At 55.8% G+C, this 16925-nt stretch carries 22 protein-coding genes; 9 read left to right on the top strand and 13 right to left on the bottom strand.

From position 1 onward, the window contains the following. Positions 1 to 109 precede the first annotated feature (109 nt). From fliP to fliF, 4 genes are read right to left on the bottom strand one after another with little or no spacing between them, the layout of a single operon-like run. On the bottom strand, positions 110 to 841 hold the full coding sequence (fliP, locus tag BC777_RS12055; protein WP_100368426.1) for a flagellar type III secretion system pore protein FliP: 732 nt from the start codon (positions 839 to 841) through the stop codon (positions 110 to 112). Position 842: 1 nt separating this feature from the next. Continuing rightward, entirely contained in the window at positions 843 to 1127 is a 285-nt protein-coding gene (locus tag BC777_RS12060) for a FliM/FliN family flagellar motor switch protein (protein WP_100368427.1), read from the bottom strand. Continuing rightward, positions 1120 to 1665, bottom strand: coding sequence for a FliH/SctL family protein (locus BC777_RS12065; RefSeq protein ID WP_133122553.1), 546 nt, complete (start codon positions 1663 to 1665; stop codon positions 1120 to 1122). The genes BC777_RS12060 and BC777_RS12065 overlap by 8 nt, the downstream gene beginning before the upstream one ends. 15 nt (positions 1666 to 1680) lie before the next feature. Further along, positions 1681 to 3261 (bottom strand): flagellar basal-body MS-ring/collar protein FliF, encoded by a 1581-nt coding sequence (fliF, locus tag BC777_RS12070; RefSeq protein ID WP_100368429.1) that lies wholly within the window; start codon positions 3259 to 3261, stop codon positions 1681 to 1683. Positions 3262 to 3382: 121 nt separating this feature from the next. Between fliF and BC777_RS12075 the strand changes: the two genes are divergently transcribed. The 9 genes from BC777_RS12075 (at position 3383) to BC777_RS12115 (ending at position 12399) form a co-directional block, all read left to right on the top strand. Continuing rightward, positions 3383 to 3877, top strand: a complete 495-nt coding sequence (locus BC777_RS12075) for a flagellar basal body-associated FliL family protein (protein WP_100368430.1) — start codon at positions 3383 to 3385, stop codon at positions 3875 to 3877. A 13-nt stretch (positions 3878 to 3890) separates the two neighbouring features. Further along, the gene (locus BC777_RS12080) at positions 3891 to 4244 is read left to right on the top strand and encodes a hypothetical protein (RefSeq protein WP_100368431.1); all 354 of its coding nucleotides are present in this window, start codon (positions 3891 to 3893) and stop codon (positions 4242 to 4244) included. Then, complete coding sequence (locus BC777_RS12085; RefSeq protein WP_100368432.1) at positions 4244 to 4834, top strand: MotE family protein; 591 nt, start codon at positions 4244 to 4246, stop codon at positions 4832 to 4834. Before BC777_RS12080 ends, BC777_RS12085 begins: the two co-directional genes overlap by 1 nt. A 63-nt stretch (positions 4835 to 4897) precedes the next feature. Continuing rightward, positions 4898 to 5767, top strand: a complete 870-nt coding sequence (motA, locus tag BC777_RS12090) for a flagellar motor stator protein MotA (protein WP_100368433.1) — start codon at positions 4898 to 4900, stop codon at positions 5765 to 5767. Beyond that, positions 5764 to 7854, top strand: a complete 2091-nt coding sequence (locus tag BC777_RS12095; protein WP_100368434.1) for a hypothetical protein — start codon at positions 5764 to 5766, stop codon at positions 7852 to 7854. Before motA ends, BC777_RS12095 begins: the two co-directional genes overlap by 4 nt. Before the next feature lie 204 nt (positions 7855 to 8058). Continuing rightward, positions 8059 to 10149, top strand: coding sequence for a flagellar biosynthesis protein FlhA (gene flhA, locus BC777_RS12100; protein ID WP_100368435.1), 2091 nt, complete (start codon positions 8059 to 8061; stop codon positions 10147 to 10149). Then, the gene (locus BC777_RS12105; RefSeq protein ID WP_100368436.1) at positions 10149 to 10928 is read left to right on the top strand and encodes a flagellar biosynthetic protein FliR; all 780 of its coding nucleotides are present in this window, start codon (positions 10149 to 10151) and stop codon (positions 10926 to 10928) included. The genes flhA and BC777_RS12105 overlap by 1 nt, the downstream gene beginning before the upstream one ends. Next, on the top strand, positions 10925 to 12007 hold the full coding sequence (locus tag BC777_RS12110; protein ID WP_100368839.1) for an EscU/YscU/HrcU family type III secretion system export apparatus switch protein: 1083 nt from the start codon (positions 10925 to 10927) through the stop codon (positions 12005 to 12007). Before BC777_RS12105 ends, BC777_RS12110 begins: the two co-directional genes overlap by 4 nt. After that, complete coding sequence (locus tag BC777_RS12115; protein ID WP_100368437.1) at positions 12004 to 12399, top strand: hypothetical protein; 396 nt, start codon at positions 12004 to 12006, stop codon at positions 12397 to 12399. Before BC777_RS12110 ends, BC777_RS12115 begins: the two co-directional genes overlap by 4 nt. Here BC777_RS12115 and BC777_RS12120 read toward each other — a convergent pair. Genes BC777_RS12120 through BC777_RS12160 form a run of 9 tightly spaced genes read right to left on the bottom strand, consistent with a single transcriptional unit; the run spans position 12387 to position 16908 of the window. Then, positions 12387 to 12890 (bottom strand): flagellar basal body-associated FliL family protein, encoded by a 504-nt coding sequence (locus BC777_RS12120; RefSeq protein ID WP_100368438.1) that lies wholly within the window; start codon positions 12888 to 12890, stop codon positions 12387 to 12389. The genes BC777_RS12115 and BC777_RS12120 overlap by 13 nt on opposite strands. A gap of 18 nt (positions 12891 to 12908) precedes the next feature. Continuing rightward, a complete protein-coding gene (gene flgH, locus BC777_RS12125) occupies positions 12909 to 13643 on the bottom strand; it encodes a flagellar basal body L-ring protein FlgH (RefSeq protein WP_100368439.1) in 735 nt (244 codons plus the stop codon). Then, positions 13630 to 14046, bottom strand: a complete 417-nt coding sequence (gene flgA, locus BC777_RS12130; protein WP_100368440.1) for a flagellar basal body P-ring formation chaperone FlgA — start codon at positions 14044 to 14046, stop codon at positions 13630 to 13632. The genes flgH and flgA overlap by 14 nt, the downstream gene beginning before the upstream one ends. Then, positions 14043 to 14828 carry a flagellar basal-body rod protein FlgG gene (gene flgG / locus BC777_RS12135; protein WP_100368441.1) on the bottom strand — a complete coding sequence of 262 codons (786 nt, stop codon included), beginning with the start codon at positions 14826 to 14828 and terminating at the stop codon, positions 14043 to 14045. Before flgG ends, flgA begins: the two co-directional genes overlap by 4 nt. Positions 14829 to 14840: 12 nt before the next feature. Next, a complete protein-coding gene (locus BC777_RS12140; RefSeq protein WP_100368442.1) occupies positions 14841 to 15557 on the bottom strand; it encodes a flagellar hook-basal body complex protein in 717 nt (238 codons plus the stop codon). Next, positions 15557 to 15829, bottom strand: a complete 273-nt coding sequence (locus BC777_RS12145) for a flagellar biosynthetic protein FliQ (RefSeq protein WP_168769172.1) — start codon at positions 15827 to 15829, stop codon at positions 15557 to 15559. Before BC777_RS12145 ends, BC777_RS12140 begins: the two co-directional genes overlap by 1 nt. Further along, complete coding sequence (gene fliE / locus BC777_RS12150) at positions 15826 to 16107, bottom strand: flagellar hook-basal body complex protein FliE (protein WP_100368444.1); 282 nt, start codon at positions 16105 to 16107, stop codon at positions 15826 to 15828. The genes BC777_RS12145 and fliE overlap by 4 nt, the downstream gene beginning before the upstream one ends. Positions 16108 to 16119: 12 nt before the next feature. Then, positions 16120 to 16512 carry a flagellar basal body rod protein FlgC gene (gene flgC, locus BC777_RS12155; RefSeq protein WP_100368445.1) on the bottom strand — a complete coding sequence of 131 codons (393 nt, stop codon included), beginning with the start codon at positions 16510 to 16512 and terminating at the stop codon, positions 16120 to 16122. A 9-nt stretch (positions 16513 to 16521) separates the two neighbouring features. Then, positions 16522 to 16908: a FlgB family protein gene (locus BC777_RS12160; RefSeq protein WP_100368446.1), complete on the bottom strand. Its 387-nt coding sequence runs from the start codon at positions 16906 to 16908 to the stop codon at positions 16522 to 16524. Positions 16909 to 16925: the final 17 nt, after the last annotated feature.

Raw genomic sequence — 16925 nt, forward strand, 5'->3', positions numbered from 1 at the left:
TGTTAAGCTACTTGCGACCCTGCGCGGGCAGCCCGTTCCCATTAGGCCTCGGACAGCATTTGGTAGGCAGGGTCAGTCTTTTGCCAACCGATCTTTAGCGATGCTACCATTACGTCCCATATCCTTGCACCAAACTTGTCGCGATCAAGGCCCAACCGTCTGCGACAACAAAGAAGGCCAATTTAAACGGCAAGGATACGATGGCTGGTGGCACCATCATCATGCCCATCGACATCAGGACAGCAGCAACTACCAGATCGATGATCAAAAAGGGCATGAAAATCAAAAAGCCGACCTGAAAGGCCCGCTCCATTTCGCTAAGCAGGAAGGACGGTATAACAATCGAAAGCGGGGCGTCTGATGCAGGCAATCCTGCTGCTATGTCCGGGCGCAGATCGGCGAGGGCGTTAAATGTATCTGCATCAATCCGCGTCACCATGAATGCCTGCATGGGGTCCATGGTTCTGGTGAATGCGTCTTCCAAGGCGATTTGGCCTTGGATCAGGGGATCGATCCCGCTTGACCAGGCCTCGCGAAAAACCGGTTCCATCACAAAATACGTCAAGAACATCGCGAGGCTGACCATCAGCATGTTTGGGGGTGATTGTTGTAGCCCGATGGCCTGGCGCAAGATGGCGAAGACTGTGATGATAAAGGGAAAGCAGGTCACCATGATCGCGATGCCAGGCACAAGGCTTAATACGGTGATCAAGAGCAGCAGCTGGACGGACCGCGTTGCGAGCGAACCCTCGTCACCAAAAGTGATCGAGACATCTTGCGCCATCACAGGCCCGGAAAACGCCAATATCGCTATTGCGGCAAGGATCAATGCGCGGGGCATATTAGGACAGATCGCCCTTATCATGCGCAACTTCGGTGAGCCTGACGGCCAGTTGTCCCGGTTCGGCGCCATCAACTTCTTGCAATTCACCACGCGCGATCAGCCGGTCACCAATGTAGACCTCAACCGGGTCTTCGATTTTGCTATCGAGCGGAAGGATGGCGTTTTCAGCTAATTGCAATAAATCCCGTACCAAAGGCCGCGCTTTGCCGACCGTGACCGACACCTCAATCGGGATGTTGTGCAGGGGGTGCGTCTTATCGCTATGCTCAACAGGATTATCCATGCGTTTCGCTCCTTGTTTCAATGAAATCGACAGACGAGAGGATGGTCTTGATATCGTCAAGCAACTGGTCGCAGTCGATGTGAGCAGCGCCCGTATCATATGCCACCCAAGCGGCATGAGGTGACAGGGCAGGATCGGTTGATACATTGACATCGAGACCTGCGGTCATGAGCGCTGCCGAGACAGCCTCTTGATACTGGGGATGAAGGCGCAGCGTGAAACTGCGCTCTGCGGTCCTTGACGCGGTTTTGTGCAGAAGCGCCACGATCTGATCGACGAAACCTTCTGCAACGCATTGGGGGAACACTTTTTGCGCTAACGCCGCGAATAGCGGCCCTATCGCGCGCGTGATTTCGCCACGTGCTTCATCATATTTGAATTGCAAATCTGCAATGTTCTGCACCAACTCTTGCGTCAGGGCCTCTTGCCCGGCTGCCGCCGCCGCAAGACCGGCGGCATGCCCTTGTGTGAATCCTTTCTCAAAGCCTTCATCAGGCGCCTGATCCAGCAAGGTTTCGGATTCAAATGATTCGAGCATGACATTTGACATGGCTTAGGACACCGCCTTTGCAGGGGGTTCTTCGATCCAGTTTTGCAAGACCTGAAGCGTTTCGGGTTCACGATCCGCGATGATGCGTTTCAGGCGCGCCACCGGATCATCATCCCCGTCCATACCCAGCAGGCCTGTATCCATGAAATCACCTAGCGCATTGTCATCCATCGCCATGGCCATCGGTGGGCTGACATCGATTGGCTCTGCCTGATCTTCAATGCTCAGTGCCGCGGCACCACTATTTCCCGATACCAGTATGGGGCGGACAACAAACAGTCCAAGTATCAAGGCAACAGCTGCCAAGACGCCAATCTGGATCAGTTGCATCATGTCGAGGGGAAGCGCAGTGACCGGCCCCGCAATGGTGGTTCCCGCCAGTTCAAACGGTTCAAACGGCATTGACCGCAGCGTCAGAACATCGCCGCGATCAGTGTCAAGGCCGACTGCGGATGCGACCAACTCTTCCAGGGCGGCCAATTCTTCTGCTGTGCGTGGCGTGGTTGTTGTCGTGCCATCGGCAGCGGTTTCCACCATATCATTGACCAAAACCGCAACCGTCAGCCGCTTAATTGCGCCGGGCGCCTTCGTCAGCTGACGTTCGGTCTGTGACACCTCATAATTTGTCAGCGTGCGGCTTTCACTGTTCTCATTGCTGGCGCTGCCGGTGTTTGCACCAGCGTCCCCTTCAGGCAGGTTTGAAGCAACAGTAACATCGCCACCCCGGCTATCGGTTGAGTTACCAGAACTTTCGGTCACATCCGTGCTGATCGCGATACGGCTGTCCGGATCAACGCGTCTTTCTGTGATCATTTCAGTCTCTGTCACTTGATCGACCGAAACCTCGACTACAGCATTGCCGACACCAACCCTTGCCGCCAACAGGCGTTCTGCCCGTTGTCGCAAATTTTCTGCATGGTCATCGCCCGTGATGCTGGGCTGGCCAGTATCACTTTCGGATAGCAGCCCGCCTGCGTCATCAATTACGGCCACATCGCCGGGCGATAGTCCGGGAACAGCGGCGCTGATCAGAAATTGCAATGCCCTCAGGTGCTGGGCAGACAGCGTGCCGTCGGTCGTTGTTACTGTGACAGCAGCAGTTTGGGTTTGTTCAGGCCGAAAAGGCCGGTTTGACGGGGTAGAGATATGCACCCTTGCGCCGCGAATGTGCGGGCTGGCCACGATGGTACGTGCAAGTTCTCCTTCTTTCGCACGCCAATAGGCGGCGTCAAACATCTGCGCTGTCGTGCTGAAACCAGACAGCGAATCAAGCAGTTCGTACCCTTGGCTCCCGGTCGCTGGCAGGCCCTGCCCGGCAAGGGCCATCCGCAGCACATCACGCTGAACGGTTGGCACATAGATCGCGTTTCCTCTGACTTCATATGCGACGCCTTGCTGATCCAGTGCTGTAACGACATCACCCGCAGCACGCGGTTCTAACCCGCCAAAAAGCAAGGACATGTCCTTTGTCCCGGCCCCCCGGGCAAGCAAAAGGATGGCCACAAAAACGGCGCCCGTAACAAAAATTACGATGATCCGTCGCTGCATACTGAGCGCCGACCAGGCCGTAGCAAAGTTTTCCAAGTTGGGTTCTCCATCCGATAGGCGTTCTGCCCGGTGTTCCTCTTTTGGCCGATGAGACTTAATAATCGGTTAGGGCTTTTCGGTTTATTCACTGAAAAATGGATTTCACCGGAGAGTCGTAATGACAGCAAATGCCGATGTTGATGACGCCGCCCCCAAAAAGGCATCAAAACTGCCTTTGATGCTGGGGTTGGTGCTTGCCATCATTGGTGGTGGCGGTGGTTTTTTTGCAGTCCAGTCCGGTCTTTTGGGTGGATCAGAAACGACTGAAAGTGCGGAGTCTGAGATGGAAACATTGCAACCAGATCAGCAATTGGCAGTTGCCTTTGTCCCGATTGACCCGCTTGTGATTTCATTGCCCAGCCAAGATGGGCGTGATCATCTGCGCTTTGCCGCCCAGCTTGAGGTGCCGCCGGCTTACACCGATGAGGTTGAGGCCATTAAACCGCGCATCGTTGATGTGCTGAACGGGTATCTACGCGCCATCGACATTGCGTCGCTTGAAGATCCGGCCACATTGACGCGCTTGCGCGCCCAGATGTTGCGCCGCATTCAGGTTGTAACGGGTCCGGGGCGGGTCAACGATATTCTGATCATGGAATTTGTACTTAGCTAGAAAGGCGCCGCTGATGACGATGATTGCCGATGTATTATTGGCCGCAGGTGCCCTGGGTGCTGCGCTCTATTGCTATGTTCTTTCACGTCGTTTGCGCCGCTTTACCGATCTTGAAAAGGGCGTCGGGGGGGCGGTGGCGGTTTTGTCCGTTCAAGTGGACGAATTGACGGATATTCTGACGAAGGCGCAAAGTGCGGCGAAAGAATCAGTCACACAATTGGATGCGGTCAGCGCGCGGGCAGAGGTTGCACATAAGAAGCTGGAACTTTCGATTGCAGCGATGCACGATGTGCCGCAACCCGCCGAACAAAGCGTCGCGGAAAGCCCCTTTTTTGTGCGGCGTGCTGCCGAAGCTGAGGCGAAGTAATGCCGCGACATCCCACAAAGAAACGTGCGCTGGGCGCGCTGAATGTCATCACCTGCCTATTGATCGCATCGGCTGTTTTGCGTTTCGCGACGGAGGTGGCACCTGCGATGGCGAATGAGGCCGTTGAAGATGTCGCAGCGCCACCGGTCCGTGCAGTGGCGACTGGTGAAACACAAACCTTGTTGGCGGCATTGCAAGCGCGTGAACAGCGATTGACCGAACGCGAGACACAATTGCAAAACAGAATGCAGGCCTTGCGCAGTGCTGAAGCACAGCTTGAAGAAAAATTGGCGGCGCTCTTGCAGGCCGAGGCCACATTAAGTGCGACAATAGCCCGTGCAGATACAGCCGCCGAAACTGATTTGGCGCAGCTGACAACGGTTTATGAGAATATGAAACCGAAAGAAGCGGCGGATCTGTTCGCGCAAATGCCCCCGCAATTTGCCGCCGGATTTCTGGGGCTCATGCGGCCAGATGCCGCCGCGTTGATCATGACAGAACTTGAGCCTGAAATCGCATATTCATTCAGCGTTGTGCTGGCGGGTCGCAATGCGGATGTGCCAAGTGATGCGCCGCTGACAAATCCTTAATCCCTTCGCCTTACAAGAGATTCGAAACCTCTTTGAAGATGTCGCTGTAAGGAAGGTCGCCACATGGTCGGACTGATTGGGATTGTCGTGGTGTTTGTCACTGTTTTTGGTGGGTATCTGCTGGCCGGCGGCAAGATGGGGATCATTATTAAGGCGTTGCCGTTCGAAATGATCATGATTTGCGGGGCGGCGATTGGCGCTTTTGCCATCAGCAATGATGGCTCCGCGATCAAACATACGATCAAGGATTTGGGTAAAGTTGTCAAAGGTCCGAAATGGAAAGCGCAGGATTATCGTGATCTGCTGTGTATGTTGTTTGAACTGCTGCGTGTTGCCAAGACGAACCCGGTCGCTTTGGAAAGCCATATCGAAGCGCCAGATACCTCGACGATCTTCGGAAAATATCCCAAAATCCTTGATGATGGCGAAGCGATCGCATTGATCTGCGACACATTGCGATCCGCATCGATGAACTATGATGATCCGCACCAGGTTGAAGAAATTCTGGAAAAACGGATCGAAGCGACGTTGCATCACAAGATGCATTCAACCCACGCATTACAAACGGTGGCCGATGGCCTGCCGGCGCTGGGCATTGTTGCTGCGGTGCTTGGGGTGATCAAGACGATGGCCTCGATCGACCAGCCGCCCGAGGTCTTGGGTAAGCTGATTGGTGGTGCACTTGTCGGAACATTTCTGGGTGTATTTCTAGCTTATGGCTTCGTCGGTCCCTTCTCGGCCAAAGTAAAAGCGGTCGTTGAAGAAGACGCGCATTTTCATCAGCTTATACGTGAGGTTCTGGTTGCCAATCTCTATTCGCATGCTCCCAACATCTGCGTTGAGGTGGGGCGCCAAAACATGCCAAGCTACTATCGGCCCAGCTTTGCGGACATGGAAGATGCGCTTAAAGCGACCAAGCAGGATGCTGCATGAGGGGTATTGCTATCCTTTTGCTGCAGTTTTTGCCGCTATTGGCGCATGCCGCACCATTGCGCGTACAAACTGGAGAGCATGCAACATTTACCAGAGTTGTTGTGGGCATTCCGCGCGACATAGATTGGGAATTGGGTCGTACGAACGAAGGCTATCTGCTGCGTTTGCCGGTGCAAGAAGGGTTTGTGCTGGATCAGTTCTATGATCTGATTCCGCGCGATCGTATCAATGCGGTCTCGCAAAACCCGCGTGATGGTGAGCTGCGCTTGGACGTAAGCTGTGACTGCCACGCGCAGGCAGTGGTGTACCAGTCAGACTATTTGGTCATCGACATCCGCGACGGTCCTGCGCCATCCGTTTCACCCTTCGAACGTGCCTTATTACTTGAACAACCTGTGCCGTCCGAGGTGGAGCCGCCCCAACTGACGGTGCCCACCTTTCAGATCGTAAGGGACGCGGTTTTGCCAGTAATCACACCACGGTTTCCCGTTGGTCGGGAGGAACCCACCGTAGCAGAACCGATAGAAATAACCCGCGCTGTCACCACGCCTGACGTATCGGCCACGCCAGACCGGAACACAGATCAAGCATTGCAAATGATTGCGCAGGCCTTGGGCGAAAGCCTTGGGCAGGGGTTGTCTGAAGGCCTGTTGCAGGAGGGCCCGAGAGTTGGTGTCGGTGAGATTCCGGGCGACCCATCTGCTATTGTGGCTGGCGCGCCGCTGCCAGGTCTGAACGCCCGAACCAGCATTGATCCGCTGGCCGTCGCAGACAGAGCCCCACAACCACAAACGCAGGAGGGCCAGACATGTCTGCCTGATAGCAGCTTTGATGTTGCGGCTTGGGGCGATGATCGTCCGCCGCATTTGCAACTGCGACAGGCGCGCGGCGCTTTGACGACACCAGCCGATCAATTCGACGAAGGTGCATTGCTTGCTTTGGCACGGCTTTATGTGCACCTCGGTTTTGGTCATGAGGCACAACAGGTGCTTGATCTTGAGGGGGTCCAATCGCGTGACCGCATTCTTTTGCGGGCGCTTGCGCGGATGATTGACGGCGAACCTGTGGCGGCAGAGTTATTTCCCGGTCAGGTCAGTTGCCCGTCGCAGGTTGCACTTTGGGCGCTTTTGGCACAGCCATCCGCGCCAATAGACGCAGAGGTGGACCGCACCGCGGTCATCAATGCCTACCGCGCCTTGCCAACCTATGTGCAGCAACCAATTGCACCACGGCTTGCCGAAGCGCTTTTGACGATCGGTGCTGAAGATGCAGCAATGCAGGTATTGGGGCGCCAAACGACCTCAAAGGATGACGATGTTGCCCTGGCACTTGCCGATGCTGCGCTATCGGGCGCATTGGGCGAAGAAGCAGAAGCGGTTGAAAAGGTTGCAAATGTCGCAAGAAACGACCGGCGTACAAACCCAGAGGCGATGACGCGCTTTTTCGTAGAAGGGGCGACGGCGCAGGTTGCTTTTTCGGACGCTGATTTCCTGCTGGCGGATGCTTTACGTTTTGAGAGCGGCGATACGCCTGCGGCAGCAGCGCTGGCTGACGCACAGTTTGATGCCTACCTGTCAGTTGATAGGTTTTGGGATGCGCGCGCGTTATTGCAAGCGCGCGCCAAGGAGTTGTCAGCGGCGGAATCTGCGCAGTCTCGCGCAACACTTTTTCAGCAGGCCACCGCGCGTCTAGCTGATGCAGCGTTTCTTGAGTTTATCTGGCAAGAAAATTTTGATCAGGATGGCGTTGAGACGCAAAACGCAGTGGGTGCGCGCCTGCTTGCATTAGATTTTCCAACACAGGCTCTAGCGGTCTTGATCGGTGAGGCCAGCGGCACGCTGGCGGCAGAGCAGGCCAATTTGCGCGCGCAGGCGATGCGTCAGTCCGCAGCACAGCAGGCTATCCCCGACAATAATTCGCAATCGGCTGTAGGCAGAGATTCAACCGACCAGACGGAAACATCAGATGTAATGGTTGCCGGAAATGCAACGTTGCGCAACAGTCGCGCATTGGTCGAAAGTGCGGAGCAATCACGTGAAACGATCCGTGCGCTTTTGCAAACCGTTCCGGCGCCAGCAGAGTTTTAAGCGCGCTTACTATTTCTAAAGTAATTCAATTTATATTCGCATCAACGGGTCCTTATCAGACTGAACCGGGGCGGGCAGAATGCCGAATATGAAAAGTGATCGCAGCCTGTGGGCGGACGTTGTCAGCTGGGCTGATTTACCTTGTCGCTTGCCGGCTGTGTTAATTCGTGCCGATGCATTCCTGCGTCGGGGCAGGGCGGCCTGATGTCTGGGATATCTCTGAGGGACATTTTGCAACCGACAATCCTGTTGGCTATGGCATTAATGGCCGTGATCGTGATGATGATTTTGCCGATGCCCGCATGGGTGCTGGACATCGGATTGGCGGCATCATTTGCTCTCGCGATTCTGATGTTCACAGTGACGCTTTTTATCGACCGGCCTCTCGACTTTTCCGCTTTTCCGACTGTCCTTTTGGCATCTTTGGTTTTGCGATTGTCGCTGAACGTGTCATCGACCAAGCTGATCATTGGTGAAGGTCACACCGGGACCGACGCGGCAGGTGAGGTGATTGAGGGTTTCGCCATGTTTGTCATGGGCGGGAGCGTCTTGCTTGGGTTGGTGATTTTTTGTGTTTTGCTGATCGTGAATTTTGTCGTGATCAATAAGGGCGCGACACGTATGGCTGAGGTGGGTGCGCGCTTTGCACTTGATGCTATGCCCGGCAAGCAACTGGCGATTGATAGTGATGTTGCAGCCGGGGCAATTGACCACAATGAAGCCAAGGAACGACGTGAGCGCGAACAGGCTGAAACCACATTTTTCGGTTCCCTTGATGGTGCATCGAAGTTCGTCAAAGGTGATGCAATTGCGGGGCTTTTGATTACTGCGCTGAACCTGATCATGGGGCTGCTGATCGGAATTACTGTTCATGATATGCCGATTGGGCGCGCATTCGAAACATATGCTATTTTGACTGTTGGTGATGGTTTAGTATCGCAAATACCTGCTGTTGTTATATCAGTGGCATCTGCGTTGCTTCTGGCAAGGGGCGGTGCTACGGGCGCGACCGACATTGCATTGGTGGCGCAACTGGGGCGACATCCAGCTGCGCTGGCGACCGTTGCGATTTTAATGGGGCTGTTGGCGTTGGTGCCTGGGTTGCCTTTCGTGCCATTTGTCGTCGGCGCGCTCGTGCTGGGGGGGTGCGCCTTTGTGATGGCCCGCGCGGCACAGGCACCGGCTGACCCGGCCCCGGAATTGGAGAACGTGACAGAGGTCGTTCCGCGCGAAATGGCGATAGGGGATATGTTGGATCTGGATGACATCCACGTCGAATTTGCCCCCGATCTAGTAGATATGGTGCTTGACCCCGGCACTGGCCTGGACGCGCGGATTGCTAATATGCGCAGTCACGTCGCCACGGATTTCGGGGTTATGCTGCCTGAGATCAGATTGACCGATAATCCTGCGCTGCCGCCGGGATACTATGTTGTGCATGTGCAGGGCGTCGAACAGGTCCGTGACAAACTGCAACCTGATCTCGTGTTGGCGTTGATGAACGAAAACGATCCTGGTGACCTTGCCGGTGAGGTGGTGAACGAACCGGTTTATGGTGCGCCTGCGCGGTGGATTGCCCCTTCTGCTCAGGAACAGGCGGCGGTCGCTGGTCTGACCACAGTGCAACCCGCTGAGGTGTTGGCCACGCATCTGCTTGAGATCGTAAAGCGCAATTTTGCACGTTTGCTGACATTCAAAGCGCTTCGCAGGCGACTGGATGAAATGACACGTTTGAGTGACCAAGACCGCGCAGATGCCAATCGCCGGATGCTGGATGAATTGGTTCCTGACAAGGTGCCGCTTGATGTTTTGCTCTCGGTGCTGCGCTTGCTACTGGAAGAACGCGTGTCGATCCGTAACCTTGCGCTGATTATCGAGGCTGTCGCAGAAGGGCGGCAGCTGTTTCAAAGTGCTGATGCCATTACCGAACATGTGCGACAACGGCTTGGATTTCAGCTGGTGGCAAAGATGCGTCGGCCTGACGGCACGATCCCGTTGGTGCAGCTTGCGCCGGAATGGGAAGATACTTTTGCAACCTATGAAATTCGGACCGAAAGGGGTGGCGGTGATGTCGCCCTCCCCCCCGACAGCTTTAATCAATTGGCGGATGGGATCGCGGATAAACTTGGGCAGGCGGCGAACACAGGCGCTTATGCCGCAGTGGTGACATCCACCCGCCGCCGCCGCTTCTTGCGGACTGTCATGGCCGCTAAAGGCATCATGAACCCGGTGCTATCGTTTGAGGAAATCGGCATTGATGCACGCCCGGCATTGGTTGGTCTAGTGCCCGCCTGATGGATCTGGTGTTGGCGTTACTTCCCCATTCGCAAGCGGCACTTTGGACGTTTTTTGCGGTCTTTGCCCGGATCGGGGCGGTGATGGCCGTTTTACCAGCTTTCGGTGACCAGCCGGTGCCGACCCGCGTTCGTCTGATGCTCGCCATCATATTCACCCTGATTGTGGCCCCGGCCATCGCACTGGATTTGGATGCGTTGCCGACAACGCTTTTGACCGGTTTCGGCATCTTGGGGATGGAGGCGCTGGTTGGGTTATTCTTTGGTATCTTTCTGCGGTTTTTCATTCTGGTTCTACAGATCGCTGGGTCGATTGCAGCACAGTCAACATCGCTATCGCAAATCTTTGGCGGGACCGCAGCGGTCGATCCGCAACCGGCGATTGGGCACATGTTGGTTGTGGCGGGAACCGCGCTTGCAGCACTTTCCGGCCTGCATATTCAGGCGGCCAGCTATATGATCCATAGCTATACGCTCGTGCCTTTTGGTGCAGGGCTGCAACGCAGCCTGGTGGCCGAGGTTGGGGTGGCAGAAGTGGGGCGTACATTCGGGCTGGGCTTTATGCTGGCCGCGCCATTTCTGATCGCATCGCTGATTTATAATGTCGTGCTGGGTGTCATCAACCGCGCGATGCCGCAGTTGATGGTATCCTTTGTGGGCGCGCCGGCCCTGACCGCGGGTGGCCTCTTGCTGTTTTTCCTTGCCGCACCTGTCATGTTGGCAATCTGGCTGGCACTGTTTGCGGCGTTCATGGATATGCCCTTTGGTGCATGGCCATGAGCGGCCAGGAAGAGGACAGTGACAAGCAGTATGAACCCAGCCAGAAAAAGCTGGATGATGCGCGCAAAAAAGGTGAAATCGCGAGGTCCGCTGATCTGACAACTGCGGCCGCCTATGGCGGGCTGCTTATTGTGATGCTGACCATTGGGCCGGTTGCGCTGATTGATCTGTCAACAGCAATGTCGGTGCTGCTGGAACAGTCGAATGATCTGTCCTCGGCCGTTTTTGCGGGTGGCGGCATAGCCTTGCATGGGGGGATATTGGGCGAAATCCTCTGGGGGCTTGCACCATGGTTCGCCCTTCCAGCCGCACTGGCGATCGTCAGTGTCACCTTGCAAAGAGGGTTCCTTTTCACCGCTAGCAAGGTAGCGCCAAAGCTGAACCGAGTGTCGCCGATATCCGGTGTGAAGAACAAATTTGGGCGGCAAGGCCTTTTTGAATTCGCCAAAAGCAGTACGAAACTGACTATCTATTGTGTCATTTTGGGCTTCTTTCTGGTGGGCCAGATTGAGCGGATCATTGGCAGTATGCAACTGCCGCCACGGCTCATCATTGTGGAACTGGGGCGTATGCTGGTGGCCCTGATGGTTATTGTTCTGTTGGTTTCATTGGTTCTGGGGGCCGTCGACTACCTGTGGCAACGCGCAGAACATACCCGAAAAAACCGGATGAGCCGGAAGGAAATGATGGACGAGCTGAAACAAGCTGAGGGTGATCCCTTCATCAAACAACAAAGACGACAACGTGGTCATGATATCGCGACCAATAAGATGTTGGCTGATGTGCCCACAGCGGACGTCGTCATTGTGAACCCGACCCATTATGCAATTGCATTGAAATGGGATCGGTCTGCTGCGATGGCACCCATCTGTGTGGCAAAAGGGGTGGATGAGATTGCGGGCCGTATCCGTGAAATTGCAGCGGAAAACGCGGTCCCTTTGCATTCAGATCCGCCCACCGCACGGGCCTTGCATGCAGAGGTGGCTTTGGGGCAGGAAATATCACAAGATCATTATCGCGCTGTGGCTGCGGCGATCCGCTTTGCCGAAGAAATCCGCAAGAAGGCGGCCTATCGATGAGTAAGGCCACACGGTTACAGGCGTTAACAGAGTTGACGCAACTTCGCCTGCAGGCAGATCAGGCGAAACTGGCGGCTGTTATGGTGAAAGAAATTGATCTACGCCAAACACTTCACGACCTGGCTGTTCAGCGCAAACAACGGATCGGCACGCAGTTGGGGCATGGTGATGCGGGGTCTCTTGCGGGCGCTGATTTGAATTGGCAGCTCTGGGTTGATCAGCGCCGCACCGCCATCAATTCTGAATTGGCTCTGGTGCTGGCTGAAAAAGCCGAATGTACAGTGATGCTGCGAAAGTCATTTGGTCAGGATCAGGCGGCGCAGCAGGTACATCGTGCAGCACAGGCGGCGGCGCGGACCGTCGCCCTGCGTCGCCTGCATTATGAATCCTGACGCACCAGATCAATCACCAGAACATCTGTCACCTGGCTGCCGCTCACCTCTTGGGCAACGCGCAGCAGTTCATTGCGTAATGCACGCATCTTTGTTCCGGTGGTAAAATTACCCGAAAAGCCGCCGTTGTTGGCATGATCGAACATCACCTGCAAAAAGCGGTCACGTAATTTCGGTTCAGCGGCAAATACAGCCGTGCGGCCACCCAAAACAACCTCCAGATTGAGCGACATAACGACCAGTGCCGCGACCCGCTGATCTTCAACCACAGGAACAATAAATTGGTTGTTTAGTTTCGCATATTCACGCTCTGGCCCGACCGCAACAGGAGTGATCGCAACAGCGCCATCCATATCTGCATCGGGTGGTGGACACACATGCGTTTCGTCGGTGGCGTCTTCAACCGGTGCGGGTGCCAGAAACAGGCCGGCACCAACCCCGGCGCCGGTCCCGACAAGCAGCAGTATCAGAGGGATCAGAATAGCCTTCATCGCATGGTCCGCCTTCGTTTAGAATGGGAGGATAGATTCAAGAACTTGGTGACCAAGACGCGGCTGTTGCATACTGCTGATCTGACCGCGCCCACCGTATGAAATGCGGGCCGAGGCGATCTTGTCATAGGTGATTTCATTTTGGCGGGTAATGTCCTCGGGGCGGACATAGCCTGTCACGATCAGTTCGCGAAGTTCGAAATTGACCCGCACCTCTTGTTGGCCGACGATGGCCAAAACACCATTGGGCAGCACATCGGTGATTGTGACGGCCACCCGCAGGGTGAGCCTTTCATTGCGGCGCACCGTACCATCGCCAGAGGCAGAGCTTTGCGAGTTCAGATCGACCAATGCCGCAGATGATGCGCCCTCTGGCAGTCTTTCGTCGATGCGCTGCGGAATGCCAAGCAACTGCGGAATACCCGCCTGCTGCGAGGCCGAGCGTGATCGATCACTTGAGTTTGAGATTTCTGCTTGGTCATCGATTTCAATGACAACAGTCATTATATCGCCGCGCTGCATTGCCCGGCGATCCCCCAGAAGTGACCCGCGCGCGCCGGTCCAAAGTGATGCATGCGATGTCGGGCCCAATGCGCTGGCCGCAATGGGCGTTGGCATGCTGGGGTTGATCATGGCCGCCCGTTCCGTGTTTTCGGCGGGCGATGAAAAACCAGGTGGCTTGCCAATCTCGCGTACTCCGCACCCCGCGACCAATAGCAGTGACAGTGCCGCAATCCATCTACCTTTGCACATAGGCCACCCCATCAATGCCAATCATGGCCGATACCGTTGCACGTGACCCAATGTTCATCACCCGGATGACATCGCCCGCACTGGCGCGGCCCAAGGCCCGTCCATCGGTTGAGATCACCAAACCGTTCTTTTCAAACATCAGTGGTACGATCTGATTACGTTCGACCACAGCAGGCTGTGCAACATCACCCGGTCCAATCGGTCGTCCGGCAAAAAGTGCAACGCGCGCCTCCATACCAATGATGTCTTGTGCTGCGGCCAATGCCGCGCCTGTGGCGTCACCGCTGATGACCACATCATCGACCGTGATTACAGACTGCGCCCGTATCGTGCGGGCCGCGATGATTGTTTCGGCAAATGTTGGCGCAGCCATCAACGAAAGGGCGAATAAGAGGCGGATCATCGTAATTGTACCATCGCGCTTAGCATCTGATCGGCGGCCGTGATGACCTTGGAGTTCAACTCGTATCCGCGCTGCGCTTCAATCAAGTCTGTGACTTCGCGCACCGGATCAACGGAACTGTCTTCAAGATAACCTTGCCGGAGGATGCCCAACCCATCCTCGCCAGGTGTCGCCACGACCGATGGGCCAGAGGCGGGCGTTTCAAGAAATAGATTTGATCCAATCGCCTCTAATCCCTTGGGGTTTGTGAAACCTGCAAGGGTGAATTGCCCCAGTAGCTGCGGTTCTACCTCGTCCAGAAAATAGCCATAAACCTCGCCCTCAGCGTTGATGGATAAAGACCGTGTGTCGCGTGGAACTGTTAAATCCGGGACCACAGGATAGCCATCAGACGTCACGATCAGCCCATCACCTGTCAGTTTGAGCGCGCCATCGCGCGTATAGGCGGCAGCTCCCGACGGTAGCGTTACCTCAAGGTATCCATCGCCTTCGATCGCAAGGTCCAGATCGCCGCCGGTTGCGCCCAATGCGCCTTGGCTAAGCAGCACCGACACAGCGCTGGGTCGCACGCCCAGCCCCAGTTGGATGCCTGTGGGCAATACAGTACCGTCTGATGCGTTGATCGTGCCGGGGCGGACCATTTGCTGATAATGCAGATCGGCAAATTCGGCGCGCCGGGGGTTGTAGCCGGTGGTGTTCATATTGGCGAGGTTGTTTGAAATCACCTCGACACGCATTTGTTGGGCGGTCATACCGGCCGCCGCGATCTTGAGTGCACGCATGTGTCGTCTCCTTTATGTACGGATGGCCTGGATGACGCTGCGAATGCGCTCATCTTCTTTGTCGAGAAAACTTTGACCCAGTTCATAGGCGCGCTGCACTTCGATCATGCGGCCAATTTGCAAGATCGGGTTCACGTTGGATCCTTCAAGAAACCCCTGCAACATACGCCCGTCTGGTGCCGCTTCAAATCCGCCACGGGCATCAAACATCACACCGCCCTCGCGGACCATTTGCAGTGGATCGGCCGGCATCACCAGCCCGACTTGGCCAATAGGTTGCCCACCCGCGCTGATCGTACCGTCCGGTCCGATCCCAATAGCGCCAAGTCCAAGCGGTATGAAAACAGGCGCGCCGCCTGCATCCAATACCGCATGCCCATCCGCTGTGACCAGGTCACCGTTTTCATTGGGGCCAAAGGCCCCCGCGCGGGTCAGCCGTGGGCCGCCCGGTGTGTCGATCAGGAAAAACCCTTCTCCTTCAATCGCCAGATCAAAGGTGCCGCCGGTTTGCGCCAACGCGCCCTGCGTCATCACCGTATTACGCACATTTGCCGTCGCCATCGAGAGCGATGGTGCATCAGGCCCGACCGCTTTGACATGTTCGGCAAACAGAACACCCTCAGCCCGAAACCCAGTGGTGGAGGCATTGGCGATATTATTCGCCAGCGCCTGCATTTCGCTCAGTAAGCCAGACTGCCGGGTCAGCGCGGTATAGGATGCATTATCCATCAGACACCCCCGGCGATGATCGGGATCAGTGTATTTTGAAACAGCGCGACCAGCTTTTCTGACATGAACGCCATCGTGATCCAGAACACACCGATGATCGCGGCCAATTTCGGCACGAAGGTCAGTGTCATTTCCTGAATGGAGGTCAGTGCCTGAAACAAGCCGACGATCAGGCCAGAGGCCAATGCCACCGACAAGATTGGGATGGATATCACGAAGGCGACCCAAAGCCCTTGGCGCAGCGTGTCATAGAAAAGTGTTTCGCTCATCAGACAGGCATCCGCAGAATTTCCTGATAGGCTTCGACTACGCGGTCCCGGACTGTGACCGCTGTTTGTACCGCAAGTTCTGTCTGCGCCAACGCTGCGACCAGCGCATGTGGGTCTGCTCCGCTTGTCATCGCTTGCATGGCGGTATTTTCACTGGTTTGCAGTGTTGCCATAAAGCTGTTGGCGGCAGCCCCAAAGGTGCTGGCGGCGCCATCGACCTCTGGTGCGGTGGCGGTTTTGCTGGCGGCATAGTTTTGGGCAACGAGTGCGCTAATATCCATGATTGTTCGTCCTTAGTTGCGTAGTAAATCCATCAGGGCCGACGACATCTGCCGCACCTGATCAAACATTTTGAGATTGGCTTCATAACTGCGCTGCGCTTCGCGCGCGTCCGCAATTTCGATCAACAGGTTCACGTTGGATCCGTCATAGTGACCGGTATCGTCTGCCAGCGGATGCGCGGGGTCGTAGACCCGCCTCAGCTCTGTTTGATCCAGCCGCATGGGGCCAGTTTCAACCGCGCCTGTTACCCGGCCTTGCGTGACCATTTCTTCAAAAGTGATCGCCTTGCGCCGGTATCCCGGCGTATCCGTATTGGCAATATTTTCAGACACATGGCGTAACCTGCTGGCCTGTGCCTTCATCCCGCTGCTGGCCACGGCAATGGCATCGCTGAAATCTGTCATATTGCCCCCTTAACTTCTGCCAAGGCTGGTGCGCAGCACCGTCATTGTATGCCGGTAAATGGCCAATGCGCGATTGTGTTCGCGTGACACTTCAACGCTGTGCAGCATTTCATCTTCAACAGACACGGTATTGCCGTTGGGGGACGGATCACCGATGGGTGATGGCTGTCTGCGTATGTCGGGTGTGGTGTCACCGCCGCCGATATGGCCGGGACGGGTCGCGCGCATGTCGATCGCGCTGTTGTCTTGATAGACATCCTTGAACGCCGCAATCGCCTGCGCTTGAAAATCAGGGGTGTCTGCATTCGCGATGTTGCGCGCAACGACAGCCTGTCTTGCGCCAGCATGGCGCGCCATCGCGCCCGCGGTCTGGAACAGATCCAAAGAATTATACATCGGGGGTTCTCCCTCGG

It is taken from the genome of Yoonia maricola (assembly GCF_002797915.1).
Lineage (GTDB): Bacteria > Pseudomonadota > Alphaproteobacteria > Rhodobacterales > Rhodobacteraceae > Yoonia > Yoonia maricola.

Coding starts and splice junctions, on each gene's coding strand:
- BC777_RS12120 (WP_100368438.1), bottom strand. CDS start 12,890: ATGAAGGCTATTCTGATCCCTCTGATACTGCTGCTTGTCGGGACCGGC.
- flgG (WP_100368441.1), bottom strand. CDS start 14,828: ATGCGTGCACTCAAGATCGCGGCGGCCGGTATGACCGCCCAACAAATG.
- BC777_RS12075 (WP_100368430.1), top strand. CDS start 3,383: ATGACAGCAAATGCCGATGTTGATGACGCCGCCCCCAAAAAGGCATCA.
- flgH (WP_100368439.1), bottom strand. CDS start 13,643: ATGTGCAAAGGTAGATGGATTGCGGCACTGTCACTGCTATTGGTCGCG.
- BC777_RS12095 (WP_100368434.1), top strand. CDS start 5,764: ATGAGGGGTATTGCTATCCTTTTGCTGCAGTTTTTGCCGCTATTGGCG.
- fliE (WP_100368444.1), bottom strand. CDS start 16,107: ATGGATATTAGCGCACTCGTTGCCCAAAACTATGCCGCCAGCAAAACC.
- BC777_RS12110 (WP_100368839.1), top strand. CDS start 10,925: ATGAGCGGCCAGGAAGAGGACAGTGACAAGCAGTATGAACCCAGCCAG.
- BC777_RS12060 (WP_100368427.1), bottom strand. CDS start 1,127: ATGGATAATCCTGTTGAGCATAGCGATAAGACGCACCCCCTGCACAAC.
- fliP (WP_100368426.1), bottom strand. CDS start 841: ATGCCCCGCGCATTGATCCTTGCCGCAATAGCGATATTGGCGTTTTCC.
- flgC (WP_100368445.1), bottom strand. CDS start 16,512: ATGACAGATTTCAGCGATGCCATTGCCGTGGCCAGCAGCGGGATGAAG.
- BC777_RS12085 (WP_100368432.1), top strand. CDS start 4,244: ATGCCGCGACATCCCACAAAGAAACGTGCGCTGGGCGCGCTGAATGTC.
- BC777_RS12080 (WP_100368431.1), top strand. CDS start 3,891: ATGACGATGATTGCCGATGTATTATTGGCCGCAGGTGCCCTGGGTGCT.
- flgA (WP_100368440.1), bottom strand. CDS start 14,046: ATGATCCGCCTCTTATTCGCCCTTTCGTTGATGGCTGCGCCAACATTT.
- flhA (WP_100368435.1), top strand. CDS start 8,059: ATGTCTGGGATATCTCTGAGGGACATTTTGCAACCGACAATCCTGTTG.
- BC777_RS12115 (WP_100368437.1), top strand. CDS start 12,004: ATGAGTAAGGCCACACGGTTACAGGCGTTAACAGAGTTGACGCAACTT.
- BC777_RS12105 (WP_100368436.1), top strand. CDS start 10,149: ATGGATCTGGTGTTGGCGTTACTTCCCCATTCGCAAGCGGCACTTTGG.
- BC777_RS12065 (WP_133122553.1), bottom strand. CDS start 1,665: ATGCTCGAATCATTTGAATCCGAAACCTTGCTGGATCAGGCGCCTGAT.
- BC777_RS12160 (WP_100368446.1), bottom strand. CDS start 16,908: ATGTATAATTCTTTGGATCTGTTCCAGACCGCGGGCGCGATGGCGCGC.
- BC777_RS12140 (WP_100368442.1), bottom strand. CDS start 15,557: ATGGATAATGCATCCTATACCGCGCTGACCCGGCAGTCTGGCTTACTG.
- motA (WP_100368433.1), top strand. CDS start 4,898: ATGGTCGGACTGATTGGGATTGTCGTGGTGTTTGTCACTGTTTTTGGT.